Annotated in this window: 25 protein-coding genes and 4 tRNA genes; 10 read left to right on the forward strand and 19 right to left on the reverse strand. The window is 69.1% G+C overall.

The features are described 5' to 3' along the window. Positions 1-727: 727 nt before the first annotated feature. Together E1287_RS24345 and E1287_RS24350 are read right to left on the reverse strand one after the other, a co-directional pair. Positions 728-799, reverse strand: a tRNA-Val gene (locus tag E1287_RS24345). Positions 800-852: 53 nt separating this feature from the next. Continuing rightward, positions 853-1,278, reverse strand: a complete 426-nt coding sequence (locus E1287_RS24350) for a TIGR02611 family protein (protein ID WP_131967374.1) — start codon at positions 1,276-1,278, stop codon at positions 853-855. Positions 1,279-1,543: 265 nt separating this feature from the next. On the opposite strand from E1287_RS24350, the gene E1287_RS24355 reads away from it, so the two are divergent. Continuing rightward, entirely contained in the window at positions 1,544-1,951 is a 408-nt protein-coding gene (locus E1287_RS24355; protein ID WP_131967375.1) for an SsgA family sporulation/cell division regulator, read from the forward strand. On the opposite strand, the gene sthA is transcribed toward E1287_RS24355, so the two are convergent. Next, the gene (sthA, locus tag E1287_RS24360; RefSeq protein WP_131967376.1) at positions 1,948-3,351 is read right to left on the reverse strand and encodes a Si-specific NAD(P)(+) transhydrogenase; all 1,404 of its coding nucleotides are present in this window, start codon (positions 3,349-3,351) and stop codon (positions 1,948-1,950) included. The genes E1287_RS24355 and sthA overlap by 4 nt on opposite strands. Before the next feature lie 63 nt (positions 3,352-3,414). Continuing rightward, positions 3,415-4,023: a TetR/AcrR family transcriptional regulator gene (locus E1287_RS24365; RefSeq protein ID WP_131967377.1), complete on the reverse strand. Its 609-nt coding sequence runs from the start codon at positions 4,021-4,023 to the stop codon at positions 3,415-3,417. Positions 4,024-4,131: 108 nt separating this feature from the next. Between E1287_RS24365 and E1287_RS24370 the strand changes: the two genes are divergently transcribed. The 3 genes from E1287_RS24370 to ppgK all read left to right on the forward strand — a co-directional run bounded on the left by E1287_RS24370 (position 4,132) and on the right by ppgK (position 6,093). Then, positions 4,132-4,929 (forward strand): SDR family oxidoreductase, encoded by a 798-nt coding sequence (locus tag E1287_RS24370; protein WP_131967378.1) that lies wholly within the window; start codon positions 4,132-4,134, stop codon positions 4,927-4,929. Then, entirely contained in the window at positions 4,929-5,249 is a 321-nt protein-coding gene (locus E1287_RS24375) for a multidrug efflux SMR transporter (RefSeq protein WP_131967379.1), read from the forward strand. The genes E1287_RS24370 and E1287_RS24375 overlap by 1 nt, the downstream gene beginning before the upstream one ends. Positions 5,250-5,331: 82 nt before the next feature. Beyond that, complete coding sequence (gene ppgK, locus E1287_RS24380) at positions 5,332-6,093, forward strand: polyphosphate--glucose phosphotransferase (RefSeq protein WP_131967380.1); 762 nt, start codon at positions 5,332-5,334, stop codon at positions 6,091-6,093. Here ppgK and E1287_RS24385 read toward each other — a convergent pair. The 9 genes from E1287_RS24385 to E1287_RS24425 all read right to left on the reverse strand — a co-directional run bounded on the left by E1287_RS24385 (position 6,083) and on the right by E1287_RS24425 (position 16,496). Further along, positions 6,083-8,860, reverse strand: a complete 2,778-nt coding sequence (locus E1287_RS24385) for a glycoside hydrolase family 38 C-terminal domain-containing protein (protein ID WP_207934426.1) — start codon at positions 8,858-8,860, stop codon at positions 6,083-6,085. The genes ppgK and E1287_RS24385 overlap by 11 nt on opposite strands. Next, positions 8,851-10,053, reverse strand: coding sequence for a CehA/McbA family metallohydrolase (locus tag E1287_RS24390; RefSeq protein ID WP_131967381.1), 1,203 nt, complete (start codon positions 10,051-10,053; stop codon positions 8,851-8,853). The genes E1287_RS24385 and E1287_RS24390 overlap by 10 nt, the downstream gene beginning before the upstream one ends. Continuing rightward, a complete protein-coding gene (locus E1287_RS24395) occupies positions 10,050-11,231 on the reverse strand; it encodes an ABC transporter ATP-binding protein (protein WP_131967382.1) in 1,182 nt (393 codons plus the stop codon). Before E1287_RS24395 ends, E1287_RS24390 begins: the two co-directional genes overlap by 4 nt. Continuing rightward, positions 11,231-12,058, reverse strand: coding sequence for a carbohydrate ABC transporter permease (locus tag E1287_RS24400; protein WP_131967383.1), 828 nt, complete (start codon positions 12,056-12,058; stop codon positions 11,231-11,233). The genes E1287_RS24395 and E1287_RS24400 overlap by 1 nt, the downstream gene beginning before the upstream one ends. Beyond that, on the reverse strand, positions 12,055-12,993 hold the full coding sequence (locus tag E1287_RS24405; RefSeq protein ID WP_131967384.1) for a sugar ABC transporter permease: 939 nt from the start codon (positions 12,991-12,993) through the stop codon (positions 12,055-12,057). Before E1287_RS24405 ends, E1287_RS24400 begins: the two co-directional genes overlap by 4 nt. Further along, positions 12,965-14,401, reverse strand: a complete 1,437-nt coding sequence (locus E1287_RS24410) for an extracellular solute-binding protein (RefSeq protein WP_243719408.1) — start codon at positions 14,399-14,401, stop codon at positions 12,965-12,967. Before E1287_RS24410 ends, E1287_RS24405 begins: the two co-directional genes overlap by 29 nt. A gap of 79 nt (positions 14,402-14,480) precedes the next feature. Continuing rightward, positions 14,481-15,317, reverse strand: coding sequence for an aminodeoxychorismate lyase (locus tag E1287_RS24415; RefSeq protein ID WP_243719409.1), 837 nt, complete (start codon positions 15,315-15,317; stop codon positions 14,481-14,483). After that, complete coding sequence (locus E1287_RS24420; RefSeq protein ID WP_243719410.1) at positions 15,268-16,284, reverse strand: chorismate-binding protein; 1,017 nt, start codon at positions 16,282-16,284, stop codon at positions 15,268-15,270. Before E1287_RS24420 ends, E1287_RS24415 begins: the two co-directional genes overlap by 50 nt. Then, a complete protein-coding gene (locus E1287_RS24425; protein ID WP_131967385.1) occupies positions 16,281-16,496 on the reverse strand; it encodes a hypothetical protein in 216 nt (71 codons plus the stop codon). The genes E1287_RS24420 and E1287_RS24425 overlap by 4 nt, the downstream gene beginning before the upstream one ends. A gap of 113 nt (positions 16,497-16,609) precedes the next feature. Here E1287_RS24425 and E1287_RS24430 point away from each other — a divergent pair. From E1287_RS24430 to E1287_RS24440, 3 genes are all read left to right on the forward strand, one after another. After that, a tRNA-Gly gene (locus E1287_RS24430) sits at positions 16,610-16,681 on the forward strand. 40 nt (positions 16,682-16,721) lie between these two features. Then, a tRNA-Cys gene (locus E1287_RS24435) sits at positions 16,722-16,792 on the forward strand. A gap of 5 nt (positions 16,793-16,797) precedes the next feature. After that, positions 16,798-16,872: transfer RNA gene (locus E1287_RS24440), tRNA-Val, on the forward strand. A 50-nt stretch (positions 16,873-16,922) separates the two neighbouring features. Here E1287_RS24440 and E1287_RS24445 read toward each other — a convergent pair. The 5 genes from E1287_RS24445 to E1287_RS24465 form a co-directional block, all read right to left on the reverse strand. Beyond that, positions 16,923-18,182 carry a tyrosine-type recombinase/integrase gene (locus tag E1287_RS24445; RefSeq protein WP_131967386.1) on the reverse strand — a complete coding sequence of 420 codons (1,260 nt, stop codon included), beginning with the start codon at positions 18,180-18,182 and terminating at the stop codon, positions 16,923-16,925. Between the two features lie 94 nt (positions 18,183-18,276). Further along, the gene (locus E1287_RS24450; RefSeq protein WP_279506587.1) at positions 18,277-18,501 is read right to left on the reverse strand and encodes a helix-turn-helix domain-containing protein; all 225 of its coding nucleotides are present in this window, start codon (positions 18,499-18,501) and stop codon (positions 18,277-18,279) included. Positions 18,502-19,177: 676 nt separating this feature from the next. Continuing rightward, positions 19,178-19,441, reverse strand: coding sequence for a hypothetical protein (locus E1287_RS24455; protein ID WP_131967387.1), 264 nt, complete (start codon positions 19,439-19,441; stop codon positions 19,178-19,180). A gap of 18 nt (positions 19,442-19,459) precedes the next feature. Further along, positions 19,460-21,220, reverse strand: a complete 1,761-nt coding sequence (locus E1287_RS24460) for a recombinase family protein (RefSeq protein WP_131967388.1) — start codon at positions 21,218-21,220, stop codon at positions 19,460-19,462. A 253-nt stretch (positions 21,221-21,473) separates the two neighbouring features. Beyond that, positions 21,474-22,532: a DNA methyltransferase gene (locus tag E1287_RS24465; protein WP_131967389.1), complete on the reverse strand. Its 1,059-nt coding sequence runs from the start codon at positions 22,530-22,532 to the stop codon at positions 21,474-21,476. Between the two features lie 699 nt (positions 22,533-23,231). Here E1287_RS24465 and E1287_RS24470 point away from each other — a divergent pair. Further along, a complete protein-coding gene (locus E1287_RS24470) occupies positions 23,232-23,594 on the forward strand; it encodes a hypothetical protein (protein ID WP_131967390.1) in 363 nt (120 codons plus the stop codon). A 323-nt stretch (positions 23,595-23,917) separates the two neighbouring features. On the opposite strand, the gene E1287_RS24475 is transcribed toward E1287_RS24470, so the two are convergent. After that, positions 23,918-24,493: a hypothetical protein gene (locus E1287_RS24475; RefSeq protein ID WP_131967391.1), complete on the reverse strand. Its 576-nt coding sequence runs from the start codon at positions 24,491-24,493 to the stop codon at positions 23,918-23,920. 481 nt (positions 24,494-24,974) lie between these two features. Here E1287_RS24475 and E1287_RS24480 point away from each other — a divergent pair, with 481 nt between their 5' ends. Then, positions 24,975-25,322 (forward strand): pilin, encoded by a 348-nt coding sequence (locus E1287_RS24480; RefSeq protein WP_131967392.1) that lies wholly within the window; start codon positions 24,975-24,977, stop codon positions 25,320-25,322. Between the two features lie 300 nt (positions 25,323-25,622). After that, a partial coding sequence (locus E1287_RS24485; RefSeq protein ID WP_207934427.1) for a hypothetical protein occupies positions 25,623-26,576 on the forward strand: 954 nt, incomplete at its 3' end.

Consider the following 26,576-nt stretch of genomic DNA (forward strand, 5'->3'; position numbering starts at 1 on the left):
GAGAGCCTGACCCCTCAGCTTGCGCACGGAGGCGGACGGTTGGCCGTCCTCCCCCGGCGGGCGAAGGCGCCCACCGCATCGGCGCTCTTCGGAGTGAACCATCGGCACGGGATCTCACATGGTTGTGCTTCCCGTCCCGCCAGGGCGTTTCAGTCCCCTACCCCTCGGATGCGCAGAGGTCTGACTGCGCCTCGCGACTGTATGCCTGTGAGGACGTGTGGGCCGTCCTCGGCGCCGTGGGCTCGTGGTCCCACCTTCCGAAGCCGAGCTCGTAGCCCCGGGCCGGCCTTCGTTGTTCTCAGGCAGCGTCGGGGCACCCTCGTCCGGCCGTGGGGATAGGGCGCACGATGGCATCAATCTCGTTGAGGTTGACCTTCAGCAACCGCGGACCACGCAGTAGCCCGTCAGCACCCGCTTGGATACCCAGCGGCGAATGGCCGGGTGTGGAACGTCGGCGCGGTTCGCGCCGCCCGTCACCGCACCGTTTCGGTGCCAATCAAGGCCGTGGCGAGGGCGCAATGACGCGTGCTGACCTTGTGCTTCGCCGCATCCAGAGCGGGTCCGAGCGGCGTCGCCACCCGCAACGAAGTCCGACCGCTAGGCCGAGACGCCCACTTACGGCAACGAGAGTAATCACATCGCTGTCATTCGCTCGGCCCGGTCGCCAGGTCTGGCACAGAATAGGGAAGACCCGGCGGAAGCCGGGCCTGACCTGCATCTATACGGGTGGGCGATACTGGGTTCGAACCAGTGACCTCTTCGGTGTGAACGAAGCGCTCTCCCACTGAGCTAATCGCCCTGGACGTCGGAAACTCTAGCGCATGTTGGGGGTTGTGTGCGCATGCGCAGGGGTCAGGTCCAGAAGGTGGGGTCGTCGATGTTCCAGGGGACGACGAAGCCGTAGATGGCCAGGTAGGCGGTGAGGGCGGCGGCGGCCAAGACGGCGGTGAAGGTGCCGACGATGAGGTTGCGGCGGCGGGCGCGGGGGTCGAGGGCCTTTTCCTTGGCGCGGTCGGCGGCGGCCCTGGCGCGGTGGAGGGCGCGCTGGGCCCAGGCGAACTCGGTGGCGAGGATGGCGAGGCCGACGACGATGCCGAGGATGCCGGGGCCGGGGGTGACCATCATGATGAGGCCGCCGAGGAGGACGGCGGAGCCGACCGCGAAGACGCCGAGGCGCCAGGCCGTGTTGAGGAGGCGGTTGCGCCGGATGCGTTCGCGGAACCGGTGGATGCGGCGCGGCTCCGCGGGCGGGGCTTCCTTTTCGTTCTTGATTGCCACGGCTTTACCTTAAAGGCAGGCGGACGGGGGCGGGAACGGGAGGTTTTACCTGGCCGATCGTCGCACGGGGCGGGGGCACAAGGGCGGAAACTTCCGTCTTTGCGCAGGTCAGGCACGGTGAGATGAGTCACAAAGGTCCGGGACGCCGGAATGTTCAGGCGCGATCAGGCAGTTAGGCGTCATAGATCGCGGGGATGTCCGTGGGGAGGAGAAGCACTCACCGGGGAGCCCCGCCTGCGGGACACGACGTTAGAGGGAATGGCCTATGAACACCACCGTCTCAGCGCAGCTGGGCCTTCGACTCGTCGTCCCCGACCGTACGACCGTTCCGCTGCTCGCCGGGCTGGACTACGCGGCCGACGATCCGTACGCGATCCGGATGGCCTTCTACGTGGGCGATGACGAGCCGGTGGAGTGGATCTTCGCGAGGGAGCTCCTCACGGTCGGCATCGTGCGGAAGGTCGGGGACGGGGATGTGGAGGTCTGGCCGGGCTCCGACGACGCCACGCTCAACATCGCGCTGTCGTCCCCCTTCGGGGACGCGTTGTTCGAGGTGCCGCTGTCGCCGCTGGCCGACTTCCTGCACCGGACGTACCAGGCCGTTCCGGCGGGCGAGGAGACCGAGTTCATCGACATCGACGCCGAGCTGGAGAACCTACTGTGGCCGTCCTAGGAGGACAGGCGCGCGATGTGGCGCATCTTGTTCATCGCGTCGAGGGCGGCGACCTTGTAGGACTCGGCGAGGGTCGGGTAGTTGAACACGGCGTTGACCAGGTAGTCGACGGTGCCTCCGCAGCCCATGACCGTCTGGCCGATGTGGACGAGCTCGGTGGCGCCCGTGCCGAAGACGTGGACGCCGAGGAGGCGCCGGTCCTCGGGTGAGACGAGCAGTTTGAGCATCCCGTAGGAGTCGCCGATGATCTGGCCGCGGGCGAGCTCGCGGTAGCGGGAGACTCCGACCTCGAAGGGGACCTTGGCCTCGGTGAGGGCGTCCTCGGTGCGTCCGACGAAGCTGATCTCGGGGATCGTGTAGATGCCGATGGGCTGGGTCTCGTGGATCTCCGCGACGGGCTCGCCGCAGGCGTGGTGGGCGGCCAGGCGGCCCTGCTCCATGGACGTCGCGGCGAGGGACGGGAAGCCGATCACGTCGCCGACGGCGTAGATGTGCGGGACGTCGGTGCGGTAGTGCTCGTCCACCTTGATCCGGCCGCGGGCGTCGGCGGCCAGGCCGGCGGCGTCCAGGCCGAGGTCGTCGGTCATGCCGTAGCGCCCGGCCGAGTACATGACGGTGTCGGCGGGGATGCGCTTGCCGCTTTCGAGGACGGTGATCGCGCCCTGCGGCATGCGCTCGACGGACGCGACGCTCTCGCGGAACCGGAACGTGACGGCCAGGTCGCGCAGGTGGTACTTGAGCGCCTCGACGATCTCCAGGTCGCAGAAGTCCAGCATCCGCTCGCGCCGCTCGACGACGGTGACCTTGGTGCCGAGCGCGGCGAACATCGAGGCGTACTCGATGCCGATGACGCCGGCGCCGACGACGACCATGGTCTCGGGGATGCGCTCCATGTTGATGATGCCGTCGGAGTCGATGATCGTCCGGTCGTCGAAGGCGACGGTGTCGGGACGCGCCGGGCGGGTGCCGGTGGCGATGACAACGCGGTCAGCGGTGACCTTGTGCTCGCGGTCGCCGTTGCCGCTGATCCCGATCACGTTCGGTTCGAGGAACCGGCCGCGCCCGGGCAGGACGGCGACGCGGTTGCGGGCGAGCTGGCTGCGGACGACGTCGGTCTCCCGGCCGATGACGTGCTGCGTCCGCATCCCGAGATCGGCGACCGTGATGTCCTCTTTGACCCGGTAGCTCTGGCCGTAGAGCTCGCGCTGGTTGAGGCCGGTGAGGTACAGGACGGCTTCGCGGAGCGTCTTGGACGGGATCGTCCCGGTGTTGATGCAGACGCCGCCGATCATGTCGCGGCGGTCGACGATGCCGACCTTGCGGCCCAGCTTGGCGGCGGCGATGGCGGCGCGCTGCCCGCCGGGGCCCGAACCGAGGACGAGGAGATCGAAGTCATTCACGTCCCCCAGTCTGGCGGGCCGCGGTCGTCCGGTTAAGGGCTTCGGCTCATCATCGGTCCGTGATCAGGTTTCCGGGGTGTGCGTGATGAGGCTCTCGGTGAGGGCGTCCAGGCCGGTTTTGATGCGGTCCAGGGGCATGCCGCGGGTGCGGCGCTGGTAGAGGAACAGGTTCGCGGCGAAGGGGGCGAGGAGCGCGTCGGCGAGGTAGGCGGCGTCCGCGCCGGGACGGATCTCGCGGAGGAGCATCGCGACGTGCCGGTGGTACAGGCCGTAGGAGCCGTCCCGGAAGCGGGCGTCGGACGGGCCCGACTCGGCCATGAGGAGGAGGTCCGCCTGAGCCTCGGTGCGGTCGGCGAGGGCGTGCAGGAACGCGCGGAGGCGGCCGGACGGCGCCGCGCCGGGCCCGAGCGGCGGCGGGCCCTGGATGAACGCGGCCTGGAAGTCGCGCTCGCGCTCGTCGATCACGGCGTAGACGAGGCGGGCGCGGTCGCCGAAGCGGCGGTAGACGGTGCCGACGCCGACGCCTGCGGCGCGGGCGACCTCGTCCATGGAGACGGCCTCGGGACCGCGGGTGGCGATCATCTCGGCGGCGGCGCGGAGGATGCGGCGCCGGTTGAGCGCCGCGTCGGCGCGTTCGGCGGGCGGGCTTCCCACGACCGGCAGCTCGCGCATTCCGTCCCCTCTCGGCACAGCACAGCAGACTAACCGGACTTGTATCCGGAGAACTCTCCGGTTAATCTCGCTAAGCGGAAACTTTTCCTATTAGGGCCGGAGGACGAGATGACGGATCAGCTTGCCGGACGGGCCGCCCTGGTGACCGGAGGCGGGCGCGGCATCGGCGCCGCGATCGCGCTGCGGCTGGCGCGGGAGGGCGCGGACGTCGCCGTGACCTACGTGCGGGCCCCGGAACGGGCGGCCGAGGTCGTGCGCGGGATCGAGGCGGAGGGACGGCGCGGGCTGGCCATCGCCGCCGACCTAGCTGATCCGTCGAGCGGAGCTCGTCCGTTGAATGGCGGCGGGTGGGGGCTGGAGGACGGTCCGGCGGCTGCGGCCAGGGCGGTGGAGCGGGCGGCGGCGGAGTTCGGGCGGCTCGACATCCTGGTCAACAACGCCGGGATCGCGCCATATGGGCCCTTGGAGGACGTGACGGCCGAGGAGATCGATCTGACCCTCGCGCTGCACGTCCGGGCGGCGTTCGTGGCGGCGCAGGCGGCGGCCCGCCATCTCGGTCCGGGCGGGCGGATCGTCAACATCGGCAGCAGCCTCGCCGAGCGCGTCCCCTATCCGGGCTGGACGCTGTACGCGATGAGCAAGTCGGCGCTGACCGGGCTGACCCGCGGCCTGGCCCGCGATCTCGGGCCGCGCGGGATCACCGTGAACGTCGTCCAGCCGGGGTCGACCGACACCGAGATGAATCCGGCCGACTCGCCGGACGCCGAGTTCGAGCGGGGGTTCACGGCGCTCGGCCGGTACGGGCGCGCGGAGGAGATCGCCGCGATGGTCGCGCATCTGGCGGGTCCGGGCGGCGACTACGTGACGGGAGCGGCGATCGCCGTGGACGGAGGGTATGCGGCCTGATGGCCTGGGTGCTGCTCGTCGTCGCCTCGCTGATGGAGCTGGTGTGGGCGACGGCGCTGAAGGAGTCGGACGGCCTGACGAAGTTCTGGCCGACGGTCATCGGGCTCACGGTCGCGGTGCTCAGCGTCGTGGTGCTGGCGCTGTCGCTGCGGGTGCTGCCGGTCGGCACGGCCTACGCGATCTTCGTCGGGCTGGGCGCGGTCGGCGTCGCGGCGGCGGGCATGATCGCGTTCAGCGAGAGCACGTCGCCGGTCCGGCTGGCGTTCCTCGCGCTCATCCTCGTCGGCGTCATCGGCCTGCAGCTCGTCGAGGACTCGTAGGCCCGCAGCCAGTGGAGGACTCGTAGGCCCACAGGCCCGCGGAGGACTCGTAGGCGCGGCGCGCATCGGGCACAGTGAAGGCATGGCCACGGAGATGCTGGGGATCGACATCGGCGGGTCGGGGATCAAAGGGGCGCCGGTCGATCTGGCGGACGGCTCGTTCACCCGCGAGCGGTTCAGGGTGGACACGCCGCAGCCGTCCAAGCCGAAGGCGGTCGTGAAGGTCCTCGCCGAGATCGTGGAGCATTTCGGGTGGGACGGCCCGGTCGGCGTCACCTATCCCGGGGTGGTGATCGACGGCGTGACGCTGTCGGCGGCGAACGTGTCCAAGCACTGGATCGGGCTGGACGCGGCGTCCATGATCGCGGACGCGACCGGGCGGGACGTGACGCTGCTCAACGACGCCGACGCCGCCGGCCTCGCCGAGATGCGGCTCGGCGCGGGACGCGGGCGCCGCGGGACGGTCGTGGTGCTCACGCTCGGGACCGGCATCGGCAGCGCGCTGTTCACCGACGGCGTCCTCGTCCCGAACACCGAGTTCGGGCATCTGGAGATCGGCGGGCGGGACGCGGAGGAGCGCGCGTCCGCGAAGGCCCGCGAGGACGAGGGGCTCGGCTGGGAGAAGTGGGCCAAGCGGCTCGGCGTGTACATGCGGCATCTGGAGGCGCTGATCTCCCCGTCGCTGATCATCGTGGGCGGCGGGGTGAGCAGGCGGTCCGCGCATTTCGTCCCGCTGATCACCGGGGTGCGGGCGGAGATCGTGCCGGCGCGGCTGGTGAACAACGCGGGCATCGTGGGCGCGGCGATGGCGGCCTCCCGCGCGCACGCCCTGTCTAAGGTCTGAGCCGGACCGTCGCGATCTCCCAGGGGCGCAGTGCCAGCGCGGCCGTCCCGTCGTGGACGTCGATGGGCAGTCCGGGGCGTCCGCGCAGGTCGACGCGGGTGGCCTCGGTGAACGGGCCTTGCAGGACGGCGGTCGCGGGCTCGTCGGATTGGGCGACCATCCGGGTCTCGATCCAGCCGTCGCGGGCCCGGAGCGAGGTCATGACGACGCCGTCGCCCGAGATCGCGACGCCCACGCGGGACGGCGGGGGCGGCGCGGCGGCGGGGCCGTAGCCGGCGGCGGTGAGGAGGTCGTGCCGGTAGGTCTCGGCCGCCCGGAGGACGTCGGGACCGGGCCGTCCGCCGCCGTACGGCATGATCGCGAAAGCGGCCGTCCGGAGGCCGCGGCACTGGGCCTGCGGGGTCGGGAGCTGCGGACCGGCGGGCTGGTCGCGGTAGGCGTTGCGGTCCCGCGACAGATGGCCGATCGAGCGGAGCAGGGTGAGCGCGAGTTCCCGTCCGCCGCCGGTGATCTCGTACTCGGTGACGTGCTCCGGCAGGACGGCGAGGCCCCCGGCCGCCACGAATCCGGACGCCGGGTACGTCGGCACGGGACGCTCCCCGAACCCGCCCTCGGCCGTCAGCCCGCGCTCGGTGATCGTGAACTGGCCTTCGGCGAACGACGAGGAGGCGCGGCGCGGCAGCGGGATGTGCAGGCGCACGCGATGGTCTTCGGAGCGGTTGTCGAACGTGACGCGTAGCCGCAGGAACGGCTCACCTGCGCGGAGTTCGGCGCGGGTGGTGACGGTCACGTCCTCCTCGGCCTCTGAGCGGGCGTCGCGGCCGAAGTCTCCGAACGTGGGCCAGCGGTACGTCCGGACGATGTCGTATGCGGCCAGCAGCGGGCCGCTCCAGACGGGCTCGACGCGCACGCCGTCCGGGTCCTCGATGAGGCGGTCGGCGGCGGGTGGGGCGTAGTTGTAGGAGTCGCCTAGGTCGCCGCCGTCCACGATGCGTCCGACGCCTTCGATGATCTGGCCGGACGGGGTGCGCAGACTGAGCGTGCCGTCCTCCTGGATCTCCGCTTGGAGAAGGCCGTTGTCGAGGACGTTCTCGGCGGCCGTGACCGGGGCGTCCGGTGCGGCCGGGCCGAAGGCCGGGGTCACGGTCGTCAGGCCCAGCGCGGGGACGTCGACCAGCGCGGCGACGGTGCGGCGCGGGTCGGCCAGGATCCGGACGCGCCACTCCCCCTCAGCACCGCGCAGCGCCTCCCGCACGTCGCCGATGTCGAAGGCGGCGTCGGCGCGGGACGTCACATGGAAGGTGAGCGTGCGGTCGTCCCGCGACACCGCCCAGTCGCGGATCTCCTGCCCGAACAGCACCCGCCCGTACACGCGCTCCAGCACGATCGGCAGGTCGGAGGCCGGATGGACGGCGTCGTCCAGCACGGTCGGCGCGATGTCGAGGGTCTGCACGGGCACGAGACGCCCGTCGCCCGCGACGAGGCCCGGCTCCCCTTCCGGCGCCGGGACGTCCACCGTGACCAGGCCGGTCCGGGCGGCGGGGGTCGGGTTGAACACCAGGTGCGAGCCGAGCGGGACGGACGCGGCGCGTTCGGCGGTGACGAGGTCGCAGACGGCGCGTCCGAGCTGCTCCGCCTCCGCCATGTGCGCCGCGACCTGCTCGGCGGTCTCGTCGCTGCCGCAGCCGGTCACGGAGTCGTGGCAGCTCGTCTCGATGAGCCGCCGCCACGCCAGGTCGAGGAACGTCCGCGCGTCGCCGTCGTACCAGAGGGCGGTCAGCGGCTCGGCGTACCGCTCGACGAGCCGCTCGGCGCGTCCCAGCAGCTGCTTGAGCCGGACGCGCGCGGAGATCACGCCCGGCAGGATGTTGGCGCGGGCGTGCGACCGCAGCTCGCCCCGGACGTGGAGCAGCCCGTCCACGGACGTCTCCTCCCCCGCGAAGTACCCGGCGAGGGTGTCGAGGCGCATGCCGGGACCGGCGGCGGAGATCCGGTCGGCGAGGTCGGCGGCGGGCGCGGTGTGGTCGGCCCCGTACATGGCCAGCAGCGGGCCGCCGCGCGGATACCAGCGGCCCATCGCCTCGGCGAAACCGGCGGCGCGGCCCGGGAGCGGCGACGCACCGTCCTCCGGCCCCCGCCCACCACCATCCAACGGACGAGCTCCACTCGACGGCCCGTCGCCGAACATCGACGCGGCGTTGCCGTAGCCGCCTTCGGGCAGGTACTGGGTGCGGATCGCCGTGCCGTCAGGCGCCTCCCAGGCGAACGCGTGCGCCCGGACCCGGTCGGGGACGCCGCGCCACACGCACGCGTGCTCGATCCCCGCCAGCTTCAAGATCTGCGGCATCTGCGCGCAATGCCCGAACTGGTCGGGCAGGTAGCCGACCATCATCGCGGCGCCCAGCTCCTCCGCGCGCCGCATCCCGAGCTCCAGGTTCCGGACGATGTTCTCCCCCGAGCACAGGAACTCGTCGTGCAGGATCTGCCACGGCCCGACCGCCAGCCGCCCCTCGGCGACCAGCGCGGCCACGCGTGCGCGCCGTTCGGGACGGATCTCCAGGTAGTCGTCGACAGCCGCCATCTGCCCGTCCAGCGTGAAGCGCCAGCGCGGGTCGGCGTCCATGCGGTCGAGGACGCCGTCGAGCAGCGACACGAGCCGAAGCCGGAAACGCTGGAACGGCAGGTACCACTCACGGTCCCAGTGGGTGTGGGGGACGACGACGATCTCCGGGGCCTCTGCCCGGTCCGGGGCGGTCTCTACCCGCACAGCGCGATCACCTCGTTCTCGTGGGTTTCCAGGCGGTGCATTCCCGGGCCGTCCGCCGGCATCAGGACGCGGTCGCCCCGGACGGCGGCGCGCCGCCCGTCCGGCCGGACGAGGACGGTCCCGTCCGCGCCGAGCGCGATCAGCTCGCCGTCGACGCGCAGCAGGACGGGCGCGTCCGGCCCGGCGGAGATCGACGTCCGCCCGGCGGCCAGCCCGCCCAATACGTCGCCGTCTTCGGCGAGGACCCAGGTGACGGGCTCGCCGACGTTCTTGAACTGTTCCGGGTCGTGGAAGTCGCTGCCGCCGAGCGGGACGACCCCGTCCGGGCGCCACACGTCCGCCCAGGCCAGCGGCGCACCCCAGCGCCGGTCCCACCAGGTCGGATGCCAGATCTCGGCGAACCGGGGCCGGGACGCCGCGGGCAGCTGATGGCGCCACGCGCAGTCACCGCTCAGCGGATGGTTGATCGACATGAGGCCGCCGCGCGCGTCGGCGAACGCGACCCAGTCGGCGCTCGGGCGCCGGAAGTCGACCCAGCCGGTGTCGCCGAACACGTTCGCGTGCCCGAGATCGGTGGTGACCTCCTGGCCGGGCAGCAGCGTGATCCCGGCGTGCGCCCCGGCGGCGGGCAGGTGCGGATGGTGGCTGACGGTGTTGTGGTCGGTGACGGCGAGGAAGTCCAGCCCGCGGGACGCGGCGAGGCACGCCAGTTCGTGGACGGTGAGCGTCCCGTCGCTGTGGACGGTATGGGAGTGCAGGTCGCCCGCGAGCCATCGCATCCCGTCCGACGCGGGCAGATCCCGGCGCGGCGGACGTTCCGGCCGCGGCGGCAACGTCTCGTCAGGGGGCGTCGGAAGCGTCCCAGATGTGGTCACCCTGACCTCGTACGGGACGCCGTCGGGCGGTATCCGGTGCAGGCCGAGCCAGACGTGCCAGGTGCCCGGTTCGAGTTCCCCTGGCAGGTATCCGGGCGTCGCCCATTCGGCGGTCACCGTGTACTGGCGGCGCGCCCCGCCGGACCAGCCCCGGAAGCCGTCCGGCCCATGGCAGCCCAGGTCGATCACACCGCCCTCGAAGGACAGCTCGACCGTCACCGAAGCCGTGCCGGGCGGAACGTCGAAGGGCAGTTCGCGGAGCCCGTCCTCCAGGCGGTCTTCCAGGCTCCAGCGCCCTCGATGCACTGTCACCGTCATCCAGGTCCCCCGTCCTTGATCGGCGGAGCCATCGTCGGCTCCGCCGCCGGTTCCGCCGCCGTCACCAGTTCACCGTCCCGGTAGAGCAGGACGCGGCCGGAGCGCGGCACCGCCCAGCCCTCGGTGCCCGGCTCGGGCTCGCGGCCCTCCGCCACGACGACGCGCACTGGACCGCCGAGCGGAGCTCGTCCGTTGAATGGCGGTGGGTGGGGGCTGGAGGACGGTCTGTCCTCTCCGTCCAGGGTCACGAGCGAGGACCCGCCCAGGTGCTCGATGACGGACACCGTCCCGCCGAACGCACCGTCCACGGGGTCCCCATGGAAATCAAGGTATTCGGGACGTACCCCGCACACGACGTCCGTTCCGTCCGGGATCTCCGCGCGGACGTCATCCGGGACGGGCAGCCGGGCCCCGGCGATCTCGACGGACGCGTCCCGGACGGTCCCCGGCAGCAGATTCATCGGCGTGGAGCCGATGAATCCCGCGACGAACAGGTTCGCGGGACGCCGGAAAACCTCGACCGGCGTGCCGAGCTGCCGGATCCGCCCGGCGTCCATGACCGCGATCCGGTCGGCGAGCGCGAGCGCCTCCGCCTGGTCGTGGGTGACGAAGACGGTGGTGATCCCGAGGTGCAGCTGGAGCCGTTTGAGCTGCGTGCGGGCCTCCAGCCGGAGCCGCGCGTCCAGGTTGGACAGCGGCTCGTCCAGCAGGAAGATCCGCGGTTCGGCGACGAGCGCGCGGGCCAGCGCGACCCGCTGCTGCTGGCCGCCGGAGAGTTCGGCGGGACGGCGCCCGTCCAGGCCCAGCAGGCCGAGGAGGTCGGCGGCGTCCTTGGCACGCCGGTGCCGCTCCGCCCGGGCCACCCGCTTGACGCGAAGCGGGTAGGCGATGTTGTCCAGGACGTTCATGTGCGGGAACAGCGCGTAGTCCTGGAACACCATGCCGACGTCGCGGCGTCCAGGAGGGAGCCGCGTCACGTCGGCGCCGGCGAGCCGGATCGTCCCGCCGGTCGCGGTCTCCAGCCCGGCGATCGTGCGCAGCAGCGTCGTCTTCCCGCAGCCGGACGGGCCGAGCAGCGCGAAGAACTCGCCCTCCGCCACGTCGAGGTCGAGCGCGTCCAGGGCCCGGACGCCGCCCGGATACACCTTCGTCAGCCCCCGGATCGCGATGTCGGCCATCAGCGCTTGATCCCTCCGTGGAAGCGGAATCCGTAGCGGCGGCTCACGAACAGGTACATGAGCACGACCGGCAGCGAGTACAGCAGCGAGAACGTGGAGATCAGGGGGAGGTCGGGCTGGCCCCCCTCGGTGTAGAACGTGTACATGATCACCGAGGCGGGGGCCTTGTCGGGGTTGCGGAGCAGCAGGAACGGCATCAGGAAGTCGCCCCACACCTGCGCGACCGTCCACACCGCGACGGTGGCGAGGCCCGGCCGGATCACCGGGACGACCACGTGCCGCAGGATCTGCAGCGGCGACGCCCCGAACACCCGCGCGGCCTCCTCGTAGGACGTGGGCGTCGCGTCGGTGAAGTCCTTCAGCAGGAAGATCGCCGCCGGGAGCAGCCCGCCGGTCAGCACCAGGATCACGCCGAGCCGCGAGTCGATCAGGTGCAGGTTGAAGGCCAGCAGGAAGATCGGCACCATCGCCGCCGTCCCGGTGATGATGGACGACAGCAGGAGCAGGACGTAGAGCAGAGCGTCCCGTCCGGGCACGCGGACGCGGCTCAGCGCGTACGCCGCCAGCGCCGCCGCCGTGACGACGAGCGCGGCCGTCCCCGCGGCGAGCAGCACCGAGTTGCGCAGCGACGCGAGCGCGTACGGGTTGTCCATCAGGACCCGGAAGTTCTGCAACGTGAACTCGGGCAGCGACGCGGAGATGCCGGGATCGGCGTCGAACGGCGCGAACGCCAGCCAGAGCAGCGGCAGCGAGAAGAACCCGAGGACGGCCGAGACGAACGTGGCCAGCCCGATCCTCCGCAGCACCTCCCGGACGGTCTCGTTCACGCCACCGCCGCCTTCCTGGAGCGGTCGCGCAGCGCCCGCAGGTACAGCAGCGCGATCACGAGGTTGATCAGGATCATGATCAGCGAGATGGCGGCGCCGAAGCCGAGCCGCCCGTCGCCGAGCGCGGTCCGGTACACGTACACCGACATGATCTCCGAACGCCCGTCCGGGCCTCCGGCCGTGATCAAGAACGGGGTGAAGTCGTTGAACGTCCACAGGCTGACCAGCAGCAGGCTCGTCAGGATGTGGCCGCGGATGCGCGGGAGCACCGCGTCCCGCAGCGTCTGCCAGGTGGACGCGCCCGCGAGCCGCGCCGTCTCCAGGTGGGACGGCGGGACGTTCCCGATCGCCGCGCCGTACAGCATCATCGAGAACGCGGTGCCGCGCCAGATGTTGAACACGACGATGCAGGCCATCGGATGGTCGAGCAGCCATGCCGTGCCCGGCGCGCCGAGGAGCGCGTTGAGGGTGCCGCCGTCGCGGTCGAGCAGCGCGATCCAGAGGAACGCGATGACCGACCCCGGCAGGATCCACGCGAGCAGCACCAGGCCCTCCACCAGGCGGCGCAGCGGGCCCCACCGGTCGCGCATCACCCACGCGATCGCGAACCCCAGGACGGTCTGCCCCAGCACCGCCGACCCGACGACGAACTGCAGCGTCAGCCACAGCGACCGGTGGAAGTCGCCGTCGCCGAGGACGTCGCGGTAGTTGCCCGCGCCGACGAACTTCGGATCGCTCGCCGCGAGGCCGGTGAGCCGGTAGTCGGTCGTGCCGAGGTACAGCGTCCAGAGGGCCGGGAACACGAGGAACACGGAGACGAGGACCAGTGCGGGAGCGACGAACGCCGCGGCCCGGCCGCGTCCCAGCCCGGCCGCGTCGTCCCCGGCATGGCGTGCGGGTTCGAGGTCAGCGCGGGGTGACGTTGGCGGCGCCACCGGCGATCCCTTCCAGTTTCTTCGTGTATTCGGCGGCGGCTTGGTCGGGGCTCTTGCCCGACACCACGCTCGCCGTGGCCTCCTGCAACGCCGTCGAGACCTCCGGATAGACCGCGAGGCCCGGACGGTACGACGTGACGGGCAGGACCTTCTCCGACACGAACGTCAGGAACGGATCGCCCGCGAGGATCTGCTTGTTCACGTCCGTGCGGGACGTGAGCTCTGGCGTGCCGGCCGTCCGCGCCTTGGTCATCTCCGCGGAGTTCATGAACGCGAGCAGCTCGAACGCCTGCTGCGGGTACTTCGTGTTCGGGTTCATGACGGTGACCGCGCCGCCCGACATGCTCACGAACGACTGCCCGCGGACGCCCTTGCCCGGGACGACCGCCGGGATCAGCGCGTAGCCGACGTCCTGGTCGCGGGTCCTCATCTTGGCGACGCCGGTCTTCGGGTTGACGACGTCCCGCCAGAAGTAGTCCCCCTCCGCCAGGATGCCGATCTTGCCCGCGGCGAACTCCTCGAACGACTTGTCGCGCCCCTTCGCCTCCTGCTGGAGCTTCGGGTCGCCGAGGCCCTCGGGCCCGTAGATCTGCGCGTACAGGCCGAGGACCTGCTTGACGGCCTGTCCCCCGCCCGTCCACTTGCCGCCGGTGTAGATCTCGGCGCCGGCGCCGGCGAGCATCGGCAGGACGCCCTGCATGCTGGTCGCCTCGCCCATCGCGGTGCCCGCGTTGAGCTGGATCGGAGTCACGCCGGGGAGCTTCTTCAGGGCGCGGCCGGCCGTGAGGATGTCCTGCCAGCTCTTCGGCTGCCAGCCGTCCGGGAGCCCGGCCCGCGCGAACAGCTTCTTGTTGTAGAACAGGACGCGCCCATCGGTGGCGGGCGGGATTCCGTAGCGCTTCTCCTCGAACATCGCCAGCTTCTGGACCGTTCCAGGGATCGTGGACCAGCCGTCCCACGCGTCCGCCGGCGCGCCCACCACCTCCGGCAGCGGCCTGAGATAGCCGGCCTGCGCGAACTCGCCGACCCAGATGCCGTCGACGTCCATGATGTCGGCGCCCGACCGGGACTTCAGGTCGAGCGCCAGCTTCGTCTTGTACGACTCGTCGTCCACGCCCTGGCCCCGGAACGTCACCTTCGCGGTGACGCCCTTCGCCTTCTGCGCCGCGACGAACCGCGGGATCACCGTCCTGGTGATCCACTCCGCCTCTTCGGTGTTCTTGCCGCCCTCGATGGCGTTGCGGGTGATCGTCAGGGAGTAGCTCTTGGCGTCCTTGCCCCGGTTCGGATCGGTCGGGGACCCGCCGCCGCACCCGGCGAGCGCCGCGCCCGCCATCGTGCCCGCCATCACGAGCGCGGCCGCCGCGCCGATCCGCCTCTTGGAGAAGTCCCTGCCGGAATGGCCCATGCGTGACCTCCTACAAGCGTCACCACATACGGTGAACGAATAGATCGATCACGTAAAGGCGTGCGGGGCCGCGTCTTGGTCAAGGGTCCATGAGCTCGGCGGAACGGGCGGCGAACGCGGCCATGGCCTTCGCGGTGATCGGGCCGGGCGCGGCGGGCAGGACCGTCCCGTCCACCGCGTGGATCGGCTGGACGTCCCGGGTCGTGGACGTCAGGAACGCCTCGTCCGCGCGGTACAGGTCGTCCAGCGCGACGTCCTCCTCCTCGCCGCCGCACCACTCCAGCGCCAGCGCGCGCGTCACCCCGGCCAGGCAGCCGGACGACAGCGGCGGCGTGACGAGCCGCCCGCCGAGGACGACGAAGACGTTCGTGCCCGTCCCCTCGCACAGGTTCCCCGCCGTGTTGCCGAAGATCGCCTCGCCGCCGCCGCGCTCCTTGGCGTACGCGAGGGCCAGAGCGTTCTCCGCGTAGGACGTGGTCTTGAGCCCGGACAGCGCGCCGCGCTCGTTGCGCGTCCACGGCACGACCGTGACGTCCGCCGTCGCCGGGAACGGGGTCTGCGGCGCCACGATGATCGACACCGTCGGCCCGGTGTCGCCGCGCGCCGACCCGAGCGGCCCCGGCCCGCTGGTGTAGGTGATGCGGACGCGGGCCAGCGGCCACTTCGGCGCCGCCGCCAGCACCTCCAGGGTCCCCTGGGCGAGGGCGTCGTGGTCGGGCTCGGGCAGGCCAAGGCCGGCCGCGGACCGGGCCAGCCGCCGCAGATGGCGGGTCAGCGCGAACGGCTCCCCGTCGGCCGCCTTCACCGTCTCGAAGACCCCGTCGCCGACGAGCATGCCGTGATCGAACACCGACACCGTCGCGCGCTCAGGGTCGACGAGTTCCCCGTTCAGCCAGATCGGGACCTGCGCCGTCACCGGAAGCCACCTCCAAAAGCCGAGCCGCCTTCAGCTCGGTCTCGCGCCATTCGCGAAGCGGATCGGACCCCCACGTGATGCCCGCGCCGGTGCCGAACCGGAGCAGGCCGCCCTCCGCCCAGAAACTCCGGATCCCGACCGCGAGGGCGCCGCGCCTGGAGTCCGCGTCCACCCAGCCGATGGCCCCACAGTACGGGCCGCGCGGCACCGGTTCGAGCACCCCCAGCAGGTCGAGCGCGCTCGCCTTCGGCGCGCCCGTGACCGAACCCGGAGGAAACGTCGCGGCGATCAGCTCCGGCCACCCTCCCCCGGCCATCCGCGCCCGGACGGTCGACACCAGATGGACGAGCCCCGGATGCTCCTCCACCTCGCACAGGCCCGGCACCTCCACCGAGCCGACCGCCGCGATCCGGCCCAGATCGTTCCGGACGAGGTCGACGATCATCACGTTCTCGGCGTCGTCCTTGGCCGTCAGCCCGTCCACGGTCTTCGCCGTCCCCTTGATCGGACGGGACTCGACGACGTCCCCGTCGCGGGACAGGTACAGCTCGGGCGAAGCGCACGCGACCTCAAGGCCGGGCACCTTCATCGTCATCGAGTACGGCGCGGGATTCCCTCTGGCGAGCCTCGCCCCCAGCCCCGCGATGCTCGACTCGCCAGGCAGCTCGGCCGAAAGCACCCGGCACAGATTGGCCTGGTAGACGACACCGTCAGCGATGGCGTCCCGAATCCTCTGGACGCCCGCCATGTACGCGGCCCGATCGAGCGAACTGCTCCACTCCCCCGGCCCGGCCCACACACCCCCCGGATGCTCTGCCGCCCCCACACGCTCGAACCGGGCACACGTCGCCTTCCCCTCATAGGTGACGACCACGGCCCACCAGCCCCGCGAATCCAGCGCCCCCAGATCATTCGTCAGATCGACGAGACCCGTCGCCAGCAGACCACCCGCATAAGCGAAATTCACGGCAGCACACACCCGAACGAATCGGCCAGGCCCGCCAGGCCCTTCTCCGTCACGAACCCGCCGTCCGGCAGCCGCGCCAGATGCGCGCTCGCCGTCTGCGCCGCGACACCCGCCGCGAGCGGCCGCCCGTCCAGCGGCGCCGCCCGCGCCCGGTCCGCCGGCAGCGCCGCGACCGGCGCGAAGTCCGCACTCAGGACATGCTCCGACCCCATGCCCCGACTCTAGGCGACCCGCCCTTCGCCCCCCGTCGAAGCGTCCGCCCACGAAACCGGTTTGGGGAACCGCCGAGGACGCGCTAAGGTTTCCCCGTCGCCGAGAGGCGCAAGCGGAAGTGGCTCAGGGGTAGAGCATCACCTTGCCAAGGTGAGGGTCGCGGGTTCAAATCCCGTCTTCCGCTCTGAGGGGCCTTTCAGGCTATGACCAGAAGGTCTCCTTCTGGTGGAGTGGCCGAGAGGCGAGGCAACGGCCTGCAAAGCCGTGTACACGGGTTCAAATCCCGTCTCCACCTCGCAAGGGCGATTAGCTCAGTGGGAGAGCGCTACCTTGACACGGTAGAGGCCACTGGTTCAATCCCAGTATCGCCCACCACGCTTCTGCGCAGGTCAGGGGCCTTGCTTGTGTTGTTGACGAGCGAGGCCTCAGGCCTGGTTGGGCGATATCTGGGCGACGATCTTCTCGCCGGACACCGCGGCCTGGTGCCTTGTCTGCAGTTTAGCGAAGGCTCCGTCCATCTGCGGCACGGCGGCGATGAGGCGTTCCCGCTCGCCGGGTCGCAGGGCCAGCAGTGAGGTCTCCCACCGCTTCTGCAGCGCCTCCAGGATCTGTTCCTTCATCGGCGGTGTCACGTGTTCGTACACGTCGGCCATCCCGGGCAGCTTGTGCCCCAGCCGGGCGGCCCGGGCCACATCGGGGATGCCGTCTTCGGCCAGCCAGGTCCGCTGAGTATGCCGGCCCTCGTGGAAGGTGAATCCCCGCAGTATCGGTGGGCGGCGCTTGCCCGGGTCCGGGTGGTTGGGGTCGCCGTCCCAGGCGGGGCGCCAGAACCGCCGGGCGAAGTGGCTGCGGCGTAGTTGGCCGCCTTTGTCTCCCGCGAATGCGTAGGGGTGTTCGGTCTGCTCTAGGAGGCGCTCGTAGAGGCCGGCCAGGAACGGCGGTAGCTGCACCCAGCGTTTGCTGGCCGGGGTCTTGGGGCGTTCGGCCTTGACCAGCCGTCCGCGGGCCTCGGCGAGCGGTTCGGCGACACGGATGGCCTTGTTGATCTCGTCGTACTCGTGTGGCTGCTGCCCGACCAGCTCCGACCAGCGGGCTCCGGTGTAGGCGTCCATCAGCGCCAGCACGAACCCGCCGTAGCCGAAGCTGTCGTGCAGCCGCAACGCGGCCCGCAGCACCTGCAGCGGTGTGGCGACCTGGCGCTCAGGGCCGCCTTGCCCGGTCGTGACGCGGATGCCCTGACAGGGGCTGGCCGGGATCTTCCGCGCCCGCACCGCGACATTCATGATCGTGGAGAACGACGCGAACACCGAAGCGACGGTGGACTCGGCCAGTTCGTCGTGGAGTTCATTGACCCAGCCCTGAATCTCCAGATGGTGATTGAAGATCACTACCAGCGGCCAGTCCTCCCACTGTGGCAGCAGATGGGTATCCAGGTGCGACTGGTACTTAGCCCGGGTGGTGATGGCCAGCCGGATGTTCCGTAGCCAGGCTTCGGCGAAGAGCCCGAACGGTGTCTGAGCCTCTGCCGGGTCGATCCACAGATGGCGCCGGATAAGTGCTTCCTGTTCGTTCCCCCATTCCTGCGCCGCGGTCTTGGTTTCGAATCCCGACTGGGATCCCCAGGTCCCGTCCGGTCTCTTGTACCGGCTCCTCCATCCTTTGCCATGCCGTTGCGCGTACGCCATCACACCACCTCGTCAATCTCCATGAATGGATTCCCGAGCGGGCCCTTCACCCTCGGCTATCGACACGGGCAGAAGTTGGTTCTGTCGGCCTGGCCTAGGTGCGGTTGCTACGGCGCGTCCGCAGGCGAGGAGTCGCCGTCACTGGCGGGCGTGAACCGGAACGGACGATCTCCTCAAGGTCACCTTCACTGAAACGCAGGTGCCGCCCCACGAACGTGCACGGGATCAGCCGGGCAGCCGCCTTTTTCCGCAACCATGATTCGCGCACCTTCATGACCTGCGCCGCCTCCGCCGGGGTGTACAGCTGCGGCCCACTCACGGCAGGCCACCCGATGAGGAGGCCGAAGCAGCTCCAGCACCCGGCATCAACGTCGTCTTGAGAACGAGAGTGTAAAGGACCTCACTGGCGTCCGCGAGCCTGGCAAGCAACTCCCAAGAATGGCAATTCTTTTGCCGGTATCCGGCAACTGTCCGCCGACAAAGCGGCAATTTCGTTGCCGCTGTTGCCGCTGCGGCAAACATGGTGCCGCGCATGCGGCAGTCAGCGGCAAGGGATCGCGGCAACCAAGCGGCAGCCTGTGCGCCGCCGGTCATGACGACCGGTTTGCTTGGCACCTGGAGTTCTGCACGATACGTACAGCGGCGCATGCCCAGTACGGCGAATCGCCGTGCTGACGCACGTGGGGCGTCCTGCATGAGGTCGGAGTCCCTTCCTGAGACCAGGTAGGCGTTGTGTCAGGTCAGATTGTGGACCGGGACCTCATACAAATCTCATGTCAGCCGCCCCTACCTGCATTATTGCCAAGCGGCAGTCCGCGGCAGCGAATCCATCACCTCTCGCGGATCGCCCGCCGCAGCGTGAAACTAGGTCTCATAGAACACCCATAGGCGCATCTTGATCAAGAGGTTCGCTGGATGAGGGACTTACGCACCTGCCCGCGAACTATGGGTGGGCGTCCGTGCGGGTGGCTACCGATACCTGGACCAGCAGCCCGCTATCGGGCTGGGCGTCCCGGCGGCTCGAACGGCTCTCCGTACGCATCACGCGGATAGTTCCCCTTGAGCACAGCAAGCAGGTTCTGCAGGTAAACCTCCGCGCCCCAGTGTCGAATCATCTTGGCATTAGCATCAATCCAGTGCTCCTCAGAAACCGGCTTGCCATGCGGGAGGGTCAATGTTGGATCGATGTCGATCGCAAAATAGGGATTGATCAAGATCGCCGTACTATCCGCCGGAGTCCATTCATCAAAGTCGCTCATACGAGAAGCCTCGACATGTCAGGCCGCCAGCGCATACGAACCGCCAACACGAAGATCGAGTTCGACGCCCCGAACTGAGCCGACCCAGAACCCGCTTCCATGGGGGTTCGAGTCCCTCCTCCGACACGAACCTTTCTCCCACAGAGTGCGGGTTTCGAGGTGTGCCTCGGCCCGCACCGTTTGTTGTGTGGGGTGGTAGGTGAGGCGGAGGCCGAGCTTGGCGTACAGGTCGGCCTTGCGGGCGGGGTCGGCAGTCGCGATGGCCTGGGCTCGATCGCCGAGTTGGTTGATCAGGCCGGTGAGCTCCTCGTGATTCAACTCCACCTGCTGTGGGGCTTGGCGTAGCCGGGCTTCGGCAGCGGCGCGCTGCTGCTGGGTTTCGGTGATCCATCCGGCGATGACGGCCGGGTCGCTGTCCTCGTCCAGCGCTTCTAGGGCGGCGCGGTGGCGGGCGAGCCTGCGGTCACATTCGGCGATGGTGTCCCGTGCCGTGACCGTGGCGGCGTCCTCCACGTCTCCACCTTGGGCGGCGAGGATGGCGGCGATGGTGTCGGCTCGCCGGTGCGGGGCGAAGTAGCGGCCCAGCCAGCGGTCCAGGCGTGGCAGCAAGGCGCTTTCGGGCAGGTAGACATTGCGTGGATGCATGATCTTGTTGGCCAACGCGTACTCCTCGGGGAAACGGCACCGGTAGTAGGGCGCCCCATGGTTGCGCTGACCCTGCATCCGGCGGTTGCAAAGCCCGCAGTACAAGATCCCGCGCAGCACGTAGGTGTAGCGGCGACGGTGCGGCTTGTGGCTGGTCGGTCCGTGGCCTCGCGCGGCCAGCATTTCCTGCGCGGCGGTGAAGGTCTGTTCATCGATGATCGGCGGGTTCACGATGTCGTCGGACCACACCCAGCTGTCCTGGGGGTTCCAGGTCAGCTTGGTCTCGTGCCCGAGGGTGACGTCATGGACGTCGATGAGGACTTCGCGTTTGCGCTGCTTGTTCCACACCTGGCGACCGGTGTAGCGAGGGTTGGTCACGATGACGCGAACGGCGCTCTTGGACCAGGCGAGCCCGCTGCGATGCCGGTTACGCGCCCGGTCGTAGGCCGACGGGGACAAGATCCCGTCGGCGGTGAGTCCTTCGGCGATGGCGAAGATCCCCTTGCCCGCCAGGAACTCGGCGAAGATCCGCTGGACGACCTCAGCGGCGTACGGGTCGATCTCCAGCACGTGCAGCCGCTTACCATCAGCGGCCTTGCTGGGATTGGGATGCGGGCCGGCGTCGGCCAACCGGTACCCGTACGGCGGGCGCCCACCGATATGCCGGTTGGAGTTCTGCGCCAGCGCCGCCATGGTCGCCCGCACCCGAGTCTTGATCCGGGACCGCTCGCCTTTGCTGATGGACCCGAACGTCGACATGATCATGTCGTGGGCTTCGACGGCCGGGTCGATCGGCCCGCCGATCTCCGGCACCCACAACGGCACGTCGTAGTGCTCGAACAGCGGGAAGGTGTTGCCGAACTGGTTGCCGTAGAACGCCCGCTGCGGCTCACCGACAACCACCGCCTCAAAACCCCGGTCGGGGTTGGCCAGCTCAGCAAGGAGGAGGCTGGCCTGGGGGCGCCGAGCCGGCGGGATGGATCGGGACTTATCGACGTCGAAGTACTCAGCGACGATTACGCCGCCGCGAGGGGCGACGAGTTGCTCGGCGCGGGAGTATTGCCAAGCGCGGGAGGCTTCGGGGTCTTGACGGTCTTCGGTGGAGCATCGTCCCCAGAACGCAAGTTTGATCATGAGATTCCCTCGGATGAACTGGCCGCTTCTCAGTTCGTGCGCCGCTGCCGGATGTTGAGGAGGAGCCGGAGCAGTGCGCGTGCCGCCTCGGGCGTCAGAGGGGGTGGCTCGGCGGGCAGTTCGACGGACACAGCGTCGTCGGCCGCATCACAAGGCAGGTCGCCACTCGGCGGGTCTGGCTTTGTTCCGGCAGCATATTGCCTGTTCAGTCCCGTGCACCTAACCGTCTGGTGAGGTTCTTGTGTCCGGCGGCTCATGGTGTGTCCCCATGCCCGCGCCTGCCGTCCTCCTGGCGAAGTCTGCGCTCAGCGGTGCGGCACAGGTCTGAGGTTTGTCCCACGCCGATGAAGGAGCGGCCGAGGCGTCGGGCGGCAATACCGGTTGTGGCATCTTCGGTGAACATGTCGAGCACGGTGCCGCCCGGACGGCACCCGACGGCAACACAACGCAGCGGCACTTCGACCGGAGCGGCACCACCAGATAGCGGCACCGGCACTGTCCAGACATCGCCCGAGTTTCTGCCGGACTCAAGCGCAGCGGCATGCCGCTGACCGGTCGGCGGCATTGCCGGACCGTGTTGGCGGCTGCGGCAATTCTCGGCGACTACGCCGTACGCTCCGGCCCCGTGCCGATGGGTGCGCCGTCGGCGGGATCGACCCGGCGCCCTGGCGCCGATGCAGCCCGCCGCTCGCTTGATGGAGCCTATGGCGCGTGGGTCGACGGCCACGCGGGGGTGGTGGAACCCTTCGCGGACCGCGTCGACGTCGAAGTAGTACCCCCGCTGTTTCACCAGCAGAAGGATCAGCTTGTAGGTGGCCGCCAGCCGGTCGAGAGGCGGCTCGGCGCGCGCATCCGGGTGATGCAGAATGATCACGTTGCGGACGATCCAGCCGTCATCCTGCAGGGCGAAGGCAAGCTGCCACGGCAGGCCAATCAGAGTCCTGACGGGCAGCCCGATCATTGCGTGGTCGCGAATACGGCGAGCATGCCGGCCTGCGGGCGGCCCAGCACGCCGTTCAGTCTCGTCTGCATAGCGGTCGCTGAGAACCAGCCAGCAGGTTCCCTCATTGGCCAGAACGCGGTGGGCTTCGGCCAGCACCCGGCGGATTGCGGCCACATACAGCGCCGGGGTGGGCTCGTGACCGTAGCGCGGCAGTTCCTGGTGTGCCCGCGTCGAGTCGGGTTCCGGGTTACAGGAGGGTGGGGCGGAGACGATGCAGTCGACGGCCTGGTCCGGCATCTCCGCGAGGACCTCGCGGGGATCTCCGCTGTACAAGGTCGCCGTGTCATCGTGCCAGTAGGGTTCCGGCACGAGATCGGTCCTCCCATGGGAGCGGATGGGTTCCTTACTGGCCGGATTGTCGGCCGACGCCTCATACGGATCGCATATGTACCGGCATCTACCTGGGCGTTTGCAAGGTGCCTACTTCGATAGTGGTTCTGCTCATATGACACTCTTCGGGAGGTCGACATAGGCGGGTGTTTGTCGCCACGCGCCCAGAACACCCTGCTGAGGTATCGGGCGGCCAGACCCGCAGTGCTTGCGCTGCCGGAGGACCCAGCGTGTGGCCACCGGCACGGCACTCCGCGAGGATGACCGGAGCGGCAAGCCATGTGGGAGGCCGCAAAGTGGGTTTGCCGGAAGGGCCAAGTGGAGATCGACTGACATCGCCGCGATTCCCACCAGACGAGACGCGGCATGCCGTTGTTCTCCTGCCGGTTGCCGCGCCGTGCCAGTGCAGCCCGGCAGTCGTCAGCATCCGTCGAGTGCCGTGCCGCTGCCGTTTGCCGTGCGGTACGGGGCACAAAGGCCGTTGCCGCCATGGTGCAGCCCGTCACGACTGGCGCCGACCACCGGACTGCCACATGAACACCCCAGATCGAAGCAGTGCTGTAGGCCGCTTCACCAACAGAGCGATGATCTCGTAGCCCGACCCGTCTGGTGGTTGCGCACCGATTCGGGCCTGCGCATGCCTCTGGCGCTGACGGTGTCGGGGGGTACGTTGGAGGGATGAAGCACTGGCACAACGTGCTTGTTGAACGCAAGGACGACAGTCAGAGTGTCCTACTGGGTACGTATCTGTCGTCTGAACACCACGAGACAAAGGATGAGGCAGCATGCGCGGTCGCCCGGCTTCTCGAAGAGCTGACCGAACTTAACGAGGCAGCCATCGCGTCCGCCCGAGAGTCCTTGATCTCCGAGAAGGAGGGCGTGCAGCTCGCTCGTTGGGCTCACGCCTCAAGGGAGTTCCGCCTTGTGGAGTGTGACGACTGCGAGGAGACCATCCGCGACTTTCGAGTCCGGCTCGCAGCCGAGGTTAGGCGGACGACTGGCCGACCTGTCTCCTTCGCTCAGCCTCCGCCTGTCGGCTAGCACTCCAGTTACAGATCGCGACCTTGGAACGTCATCACAGGTAGGGACTTTGGTCCAAAAGTGACCAAGACCTCATGGGTTGGACGGAGTTCATGAGTCGGCCAACGATTTAGTGCTCCAGGTATGACCGGACTGAAGGTGGACGGTGGCTGCCTTAGCCATGGGCAGAACTTCTTGACATGGCGGATCTGCAAGCTGGTCGAGATGAGATTTTCGCGCCCTCAAAGAGTCGATTCGGAAGCAGTTTGGACTGCATCCAACTAAGGATCAACTACTGAAGAACACTTCCGGATAAGGCCCTAGCTTCGGGCGACCGACGTGCGTCAGCACGCGGATTGTGGCCCACGCCGTCTTAGAACCGGCTCATCCAGTGGGGGCGGAGGGGCGATCCATCTGAGGCCGTCATCGAGCGCCTTGTTGAGAACGTAGGCGTCCGTCCCGTGCTTCCACTCCTCATCCAGTACGGCTGCGGCTTCCGCAAGGAGCCGATGAGCCTTGATAGCCATCCTCAGATCTATCTCCTCACCCCGCAGCGCCATCTTCCCCGTGGTAGCGATATCGACAGTCGTTCGGCGTTCCGCGCAGGCTGCGGTGCGGATCTCGGCCGCCAGACGGGCGCTTGTACTCTCGGGCTTGTCCTCGTGCAGCAGATGGGTGTACGCCCAAAGCCGACTCGGCAAGAGTTCAGCTTCTCCAACGTATATTAGGGGACCTTCGTCGTCCTGCTCGATGGTGATCCGATATAGCCCGGGTCTTCGCGGCGGCGCAACTGTGTGGTTCAACTGGGCGTTCCGGGGAATGTCGCAAGGAAAATATGCCTTGATCTCACCGTTGCTGCGCCAGTTCACCAGCACCGAGACGATGGTTCTGCTTGGGGTCTGCTTCCATCCCGGGATCACATGTCGACGATAGCGGGGTGCCCACTCATCTCTCGGCATTTGGGGATTCAAGGCTCACCTTGACGCACCCTTCCGCCACGCGGCCCCAACGAACGGGAGCCAGATGCAGCGGTACCAGAAGTCGTCCGCGGCTCTTCATCCGGGAACCGACATCGCCCGTGTCTGAGGAATGCCTGCACCTTTGTCCCGGATCAGCAGCTGATAGGCACTCTGACGATCTTCATACGCCTGATGGTCTGACCTCGCTGAGGCCGTTTCGTCTGAAGATCGTATGCGTGTGCGTGGCGTGCTGGGGGCGCCGGGACTACGCGGGCGGCGGGTCCGTCCGCCCCAGGCGGGCCACGTCTCCTGTGCCAGTGGGCCGCCCCGGGCTTGCCGGGGCGGCCCATGACCGGAAGGAGGTGATAGCGCCTCTGTTGGTCCGCAGTCCCCCGGACCGGCTGCTGCGGGGCCCCGGCCACATCCGATGAGGAGGTGGCCGATGCGCTCGAAGATACTACGGCGAGCGACGTCCTGTGTCGCTGCTGTGTTGATGGTTGTGCTCGTTGTGTTCGCCGGGCCGGACGCGCTGGCGCAGACGGTCGTGGCCGCGCCGCCGAATGATCTGAACACGGTGATCAACAACATCACTAAGTGGCTGACCGGTCTGTTGGTCGCGCTGGCGACGTTGTTCTTGACGGTCGGCTTCATCCGGTATCTGCTGGCCGGCGGTGATCCGGGTGAGGTGGGCAAGGCCAAGGACACCTTGAAGTACGCCGCGATCGGTTACGGCGGCGCGGTGATGGCACCGGTCCTGGTGACCATCCTCAAGGGCTTTGTTGGCGGTTGACCCGCGATGGCAACCCGATCCCGTACTGTTCGTGCCGCTGTTGCGGTGGTCTGCTGTACCGCGGTATCGGCGGCCGTACTGGGGAGCACGGCGACCGCACTGCTCGACACCGGCGTAGCGTCGGTTGCGACGGCGGCCGAGGCGCCGTCTATGCCGCACGCTCCCCCGCTGTCTCCGGCTCCGAGCACGTCTGCATCGTCACCGGCCCCCGATCCGTCGCGTCCCGCGTCTTCTCCGAGCACGTCGCCATCGCTGGCTCCGCCAGAGGGGCAGGATTCGGGCGGGTGCGGCTGGTTCGACATGTCCTGCAAGGTCAAGCAGGCGATCAATAACTGGTTCAAGGACCTGGTCAAGTCCGCGATCAATCCGGTGTTCGGGCTGCTCGGCAAGAGCCTGCTGACCACACCACAACTGGACCAGACGAGCCGGGTTCGGGACATGTGGACCGGGTCATTGGTGGTGGCCAACTCCTGTTTTGTGCTGCTGGTGCTGGTCGGTGCGCTGACGTTGATGGGGCGCCAGACCCTCCAGAGTTCCTACACGGTCAAGGACATCGCTCCGCGCCTGGTGATCGGGGTGGTGTTGGCGAATGTCAGCCTGCTGCTGGTCGGCAAGGCCATCGCGTTCGCCAACGGGCTTTCGGCGGCGCTGCTGGGCCAGGGCGTGGACCCGGCCGCGGCCGCCGGGCAGCTCCAGAAGATCATCCTGCATTCGATCAACCCGAGCGATGTGGGGACCTTCATCGTGCTCGTGGTGATCTGGGCGGTGTTCCTCGGCACAATCCTGACCTTCATCTTCGTGGTCCGGATGATGCTGACGATCGTCCTGATCGCCGCCGCGCCGCTCGCGCTGGCCTGCCACGCGCTACCGCAGACCGAAGGGCTGGCGCGGCTGTGGTGGCGGGCTTTCGCCGGGGTCCTGGCGATCCAGGTGGCCCAGGCGCTGGTGTTCATCACCGCGCTGAAGGTCGCCCTCACCACCGACATGGTCACCTGGCTCGGTTGGCGCACCCCCGGTGACCAGCTCGATCTGTGGACGGTGCTGTGTCTGCTGTACATCCTGGTCCGGATCCCGTCGTGGATCTCGCGGTGGATCTGGCAGGGCGGGCTGTCGCGTAGCCCGCTGGTCCGCGCGGCCAAGACCGTCGCGATGATCGTGTTGTTCCGCGGGTTGCTCGGCAGGATCGGCGCGTCCCGCAGCGCGGGGAGGACGCCAGCTCAGCTCCCGCCTGCCCAGCCGCCAAGGGCACTGCCC

Origin of the sequence: Actinomadura sp. KC06 (assembly GCF_004348735.1) — a bacterium.
Classification (GTDB): domain Bacteria; phylum Actinomycetota; class Actinomycetes; order Streptosporangiales; family Streptosporangiaceae; genus Spirillospora.